2 protein-coding genes and 1 pseudogene are annotated in these 5,323 nt (G+C 57.1%); 2 read left to right on the top strand and 1 reads right to left on the bottom strand.

Annotated features, from left to right (window positions below):
* The first annotated feature begins 563 nt into the window (after window positions 1–563).
* Window positions 564–1,466 (top strand): sterol desaturase family protein, encoded by a 903-nt coding sequence (locus VEV40_RS07510; RefSeq protein WP_324831281.1) that lies wholly within the window; start codon window positions 564–566, stop codon window positions 1,464–1,466.
* 37 nt (window positions 1,467–1,503) lie between these two features.
* Here the strand turns inward: VEV40_RS07510 and VEV40_RS07505 are convergent, their stop codons facing one another.
* Window positions 1,504–3,576 (bottom strand): S9 family peptidase, encoded by a 2,073-nt coding sequence (locus VEV40_RS07505; protein WP_324831279.1) that lies wholly within the window; start codon window positions 3,574–3,576, stop codon window positions 1,504–1,506.
* A gap of 344 nt (window positions 3,577–3,920) precedes the next feature.
* On the opposite strand from VEV40_RS07505, the pseudogene VEV40_RS07500 reads away from it, so the two are divergent.
* Window positions 3,921–5,323: pseudogene (locus tag VEV40_RS07500) on the top strand (hypothetical protein); the annotation flags it as partial.

Below are 5,323 nucleotides of genomic sequence, written 5' to 3'. Positions count from 1 at the left end.
AATTTTTCCATCTTGGCAAGCGTGCGGTTCAGCGATTGCCCTGAGTCGCAATTCACCGTAGGTGTCGGGTCTGCAGCGGCCCAGACTGTCGAGAAGAGAAGGGTTCCAAATGCAAGTGCTCGCATCATGAGAATGGCTCCTATGAGAGTTAAATTTTGGGAGAGTCTTCCGGAGAGCGAAAGGAACGTATCGGGCCGGCATGTTACTAGGTCAACGACGCTCAGATCAAGCAAAATCTGGAGTTACCTTGATCTGGAGTTCCCCCAAGGGGACAACGTGGGCAGCCCATTTGCAAATCAGGCGTTGAGCGAAAAACGCCCAGAGCGTACGCGACTGGCTGGTCTCTCATGGCATCGCTTGCCGGTCGCCGACAACTCGACGGATGACGGGCGGACGAAGAACCGCAGAGTTGAGTTAGTGAAGTTGTGATGAGGAACCGCACATCTCTGCGAGATGTGGGGCACCCGGCACCCGGCGATTCTTTCGGCAGAAATGCATGAGCCATCGCGAAGCAGGCTGTTTATAATTCGCCGTATTGCTATGCCTTTTGCCGGAGGGTGTCCATGGATTTCCTGCATATCCTGTTCAGCTCCATCAAGGGAATGTTTCCGGATCTGTTGTACTGGACCATTCCTCCGCTGATTCCCTTCATCATTGCCGAGCAGATTTGGCCTGTGCATGCGCGGCCGCGCTGGCGCGACTACGGAATGAATATCCTGATCGCGCTGACCACGTCTTATCTTGCTCTGCCTCTCGGCATCCTGGCCGGCATCTGGAGCGCTAGCGTTCGCCACTATCTTCCATGGAAGGCATTCTCGGTTTCGTTCCACAATATTGCTGCGATTCCCGTGATTGGCCATCCGCTCGAAATCGCGGCCATGATCTTTGTCCCGCTGCTTGCGCACGATTTCTGGTTCTATTGGAGCCATCGGCTCGAACACAAGATTCCAGTTCTGTGGTCGTTCCATAAGCTGCATCACAGCGACGAGCTGATGAACACTTCAACGTGGGCGCGCGACCACTTTCTGCAGAATTCCTGGCGCGCATTTTTCTCGATTTTTACGCTGGGCCTTTTCTTCGATCTGGACTTTGCCGATGCAGGAAAAGCGGCGCTTTACTCCTTTATGTTTCTTGCCGGGCTTTCGCTCTTCTATCACTCGGCGATACGCGTGCGGCTGCCATGGCTCGATCGCGTTCTGGTGACTCCGCAGGTGCACCGCATTCACCATTCAGTTGATCCGGTACATCACAACAGAAACTTCGCAGACGCACTGCCTGTCTTTGACATTGTTTTCGGCACCTATCATCGGCCTGCAAGGGAGGAGTTTCCTGTTACTGGTCTGGGAGACGAGTATCGCGCGCCGCGCTCCATCTGGTCAGCGCAGATGGGGCCGGTGCTATCGGCCGTAAAGCAGTTGCTGCCTGGGATTTCGAAGAAGAAGCCTACTCCGGTGGCTGCTTCGTAATCTTACCGAGATACCGAAAGCGTTTTGATCTCCGGGATTATGCTGCTACGTTCAGCTCCTTAAGTAGAAACGCATAGTCCATTGCGATTTCTTTCAGGTAGTCGTAGCGGCCGGATGCGCCGCCGTGGCCGGCGGTCATGTTGGTGCGCAGCAGCAGGGGATTGTTGTCGGTTTTGAGAGTGCGCAGTTTCGCGACGTACTTGGCGGGCTCCCAGTACATGACCTGGCTGTCGTGGAGCGAGGTCTTCACCAGCATGGCCGGGTACGCCTTCGCTTCCAGATTGTCGTAGGGCGAGTAGCTGAGCATGTACTCGAACGCCGGTTTCTCGTTTGGATTGCCCCACTCTTCATACTCGGGAACGGTGAGCGGCAGCGACGCGTCGAGCATGGTGTTCATCACGTCCACGAAGGGGACATGCGAGAGGACGGCGCGGAAGAGGTCGGGACGCAGATTTGAGACCGCGCCCATGAGCAATCCTCCGGCGCTGCCGCCTTCGATGGCGACGCGTGCCGGGTCGCCGTAGCCGTTGGCCAGCAGGTGCTCGACGACAGCGACGAAGTCGGTGAATGTGTTGCGCTTCTGCATCAGGCGTCCGGCGTCGTGCCAGGGCTTGCCCATATCGCCGCCGCCGCGGATGTGCGCGTAGGCCATGACAAAGCCGCGGTCGAGCAGGCTGAGGCGGTTGCCGTTGAAGCCTATGGGAAGCGAATAGCCATAAGAACCGTAACCGTAGACATAGAGCGGGTTCTTTCCGCGCTGGAATTTGTCTTTGCGGTAGACGAGGGAGACGGAGACCCTCACTCCGTCGGGCGCGGTGGCGAAGACGCGTTCGGAGGCGTACTTTGCGCGGTCGAAGCCGCCGGGAATTTCAACCTGCTTGAGGAGTTTCGATTCGCCGGTAGTTATGTCGTATTCGTAGACAGAACTTGGCGTGACCAGCGATTGGTAGGCGTAGCGGTAGGTAGTCGAATCGAAGACGCGGTTCTGGTGCGGATGGGCGCTGTAGACCGGTTCGGGAAAGGCGATTTCCTGCTCGGAGACTATTTTCAGGTCAGCATCTGCAAAGCGAACGACGCGCAAGTAAGGTAAGCCATCATAGCGCTCACAAGCAACATAAAATCCGCTGAATAGATCAACTTCTTCAAGCATTACATCTTGTCTGTGTAGGAGCAGTTCCCTCCAGTTTTCCACAGCCGGATTCTCCACGGGAGTGGTCACAAGCCGGAAGTTGCGGCCAGCATCGTTGACGCGAATGAAGAAGAGTCCGTTGCGGTGGTCGGGGTAGTATTCGATGTTGTCGCGGCGCGGGGCGATGAGGCGGAATTCAGCTTCTGGTGAATCGGCGGGCAGGAAACGCGCTTCGCTGGTGGTGTGGCTGCCGGATTCGAGGATGATGTATTTGTTATCACGCGTGCGCCCGGCGCCGATGTTGAAGCGCTCGTCGGTTTCTTCGTAGACAAGTGCGTCCGGAGAATGCGGTGTACCGAGTTTGTGGCGGAAGAGTTGGTACTGGCGCTTCTGCTCTTCGTCTTCGACGGTGTAGAAGATGGTCTTGTTGTCAGCGGCCCAAACGATGGAGCCGACGCGCTCGACGCGCTCGGGCAGCAGTTCGCCGGTGCGGAGGTTTTTGACTTGCAGCGTGTACTGGCGGAAGCCGGTATTGTCGAACGAATACGCAAGCAAGTTGGCATCGTCGGATACGGTCATGGCGCCGACGGCCATGAAGCTTTCGCCTTCGGCGAGCTTGTTTACGTCGAGGATGATGGCTTCAGGAGCGTCGAGTGATCCATGCTTGCGGCAAAAGATGGGATATTGCAGGCCCTCTTCCGTGCGGGTGTAGTACCAGTAGTCGCCATCGCGGAAGGGAACGGAGACATCGGTTTCCTTGATGTGGCTCAACATCTCTTTGTAGAGTGTCTGTTGCATCTCCTGCGTTGATTCAAGGACGGCTGCGGTGTAGTCGTTTTCCGCCTGGAGGTAGGCGAGCGTTTCGGTGCTCTCCTTGTCGCGGAGCCATGCGTAGTCATCAACGAGCGTGTGGCCGTGGAGAGTCGTTTCGGTGTGCTGCGGCCTTGCCACAGGCTGGGTCGGTCGAGTTGCAATCGTCATACATAGTCAGGATAACGTCATCTGCGGTTGTCAAAATCCGTGGTCCGGCATTCCTAAGAGCTGGCAGGGGTGCTAACGCATACTTGCATCGATACGAAACGCTTTTCTGTTAAGCTGCACTATCGGGCAGAAAGAAGGGCTGCGCACCAGCAGGGCGCAGGTAAATGTGAGGGTAAAGGGGCGCGTCGGACGCTGTTTTCCGATTGACTCGGTCCATACCCTTTAGTACCATTCGACTGCTTTCAGTTCGTTTCTTTTGCAGGTTTTCCCCCACTGGCTTCGCCAGAATCTGTAAGAGGCTCTCCCCTTAACAGAAGTGCAACGGGTTTCTTTGCGCGGTTTTTATGCCTTCGGTCCTGACAAAATGGTTGAGTAGTGTCTCCTCGTGGCTCTGGCAGCGGTTCGCTCCTGCCGGGCTGGTTCTGCTGCTTCCCGCAGCAGCCTTGTGCCAGGCAAGACCAGTGGCGACTGTTCCGGTTTCCGGTGGCAGCACCCGCCTGATCTCCGCCATGCCCATGGCATTTGAAGAGAACGACGGCCAGCTTGCGCCCACGCTTGCATATATGGGACGAGCGCAGAGCTATTCGGTCGGCATCGAGCGCGACGGCCTGAGCTTCTTCATGCCGAATTCGACCATCGGTGTGCAATTTGCCGGGAGTCATGGAGGCTCGCCGGTTTCGCTATCAGGATTAGCGTACCGCAGCAACTATTTCATCGGGTCTGATCCGTCGCGCTGGCATGAGGGAGTGGCGAACTACTCGCGGGTTGGCGTGCGCGGGATTTATCCGGGTATTGATACCGAGTTTTATGAGAAGAATGGCGAGCTGGAGCACGATTTCGTCCTGGCTCCGGGAGCTGACGCCAGGGAGATTCATCTCGATCTGCGCAGCCAGCGGCGTGCGACGCTGACGACGGCAGGAGATGCGGTCATTCCTGCCGCCGGCGGGGAATTGCGCTTCCGCAAGCCTGTGGCCTATCAATTCGACGCTCAGGGAAGGCGCGTCGCGGTGGATGCTTCGTATCGGTTGTCCGGGCATAACCTGCGTTTTGAAGTCGGTGCTTATGACCGCAGCAGGACGCTGGTGATCGATCCGGTGATTGTGTTTGCGACCTATGTTTCCGGGACAGCCGGTTCGACCCCGACACAGATGGCCACGGACGGCAGTGGAACGCTGTTCATCATCGGTTCGACAACCAATGTGAATGGGTTTCCGGCGCTTCCCGGCAGCGCAAATCCCACCAAGAGCGTGGGTACAGGCTCTGGCAGCACAAATATTTTTGTTGCCGCGCTTTCTTCTTCTCAGCTCGGTTCCGCGCTGAAGTGGCTCACGTTCCTCGGAAACTCCGGGGCAACGACGACCACATCTGTTGGCACCAGCATTGCTTTCTCCAGCCACAGTAGCGGCACGCTTTATATCGGCGGAACGACAAGCGCGACCGGTTTCCCCGGCGTCAATACCTCGACCAGCTTTGGCGGCGCATTTCCCACGGGATCGGGGAGCGTTACCGGCTTCGTCACCAGCTTAAACGCGACCACAGGCACGAGTCCGAACTCCAGCTATGTGAGCAGCAGCGGACCCAGCGCCACGGTTAAAGACACGACCACGGTTACGGGACTTGCCGCTGACAGTTCGGGCGATGTCTTTATTTCGGGTCATGGCCTGGGGATTGGTTTGCCGCTGAAGAATGAACTGGGCAAGGCGAGCGGCTCCAATTCGATTGTTCCGCCGAGTGTGACTGCGCTGAA

It is taken from the genome of Alloacidobacterium sp., assembly GCF_035631355.1.
Taxonomy (GTDB): Bacteria; Acidobacteriota; Terriglobia; order Terriglobales; family Acidobacteriaceae; genus Alloacidobacterium.
This window is presented reverse-complemented; position numbering and strand designations above follow the sequence as displayed.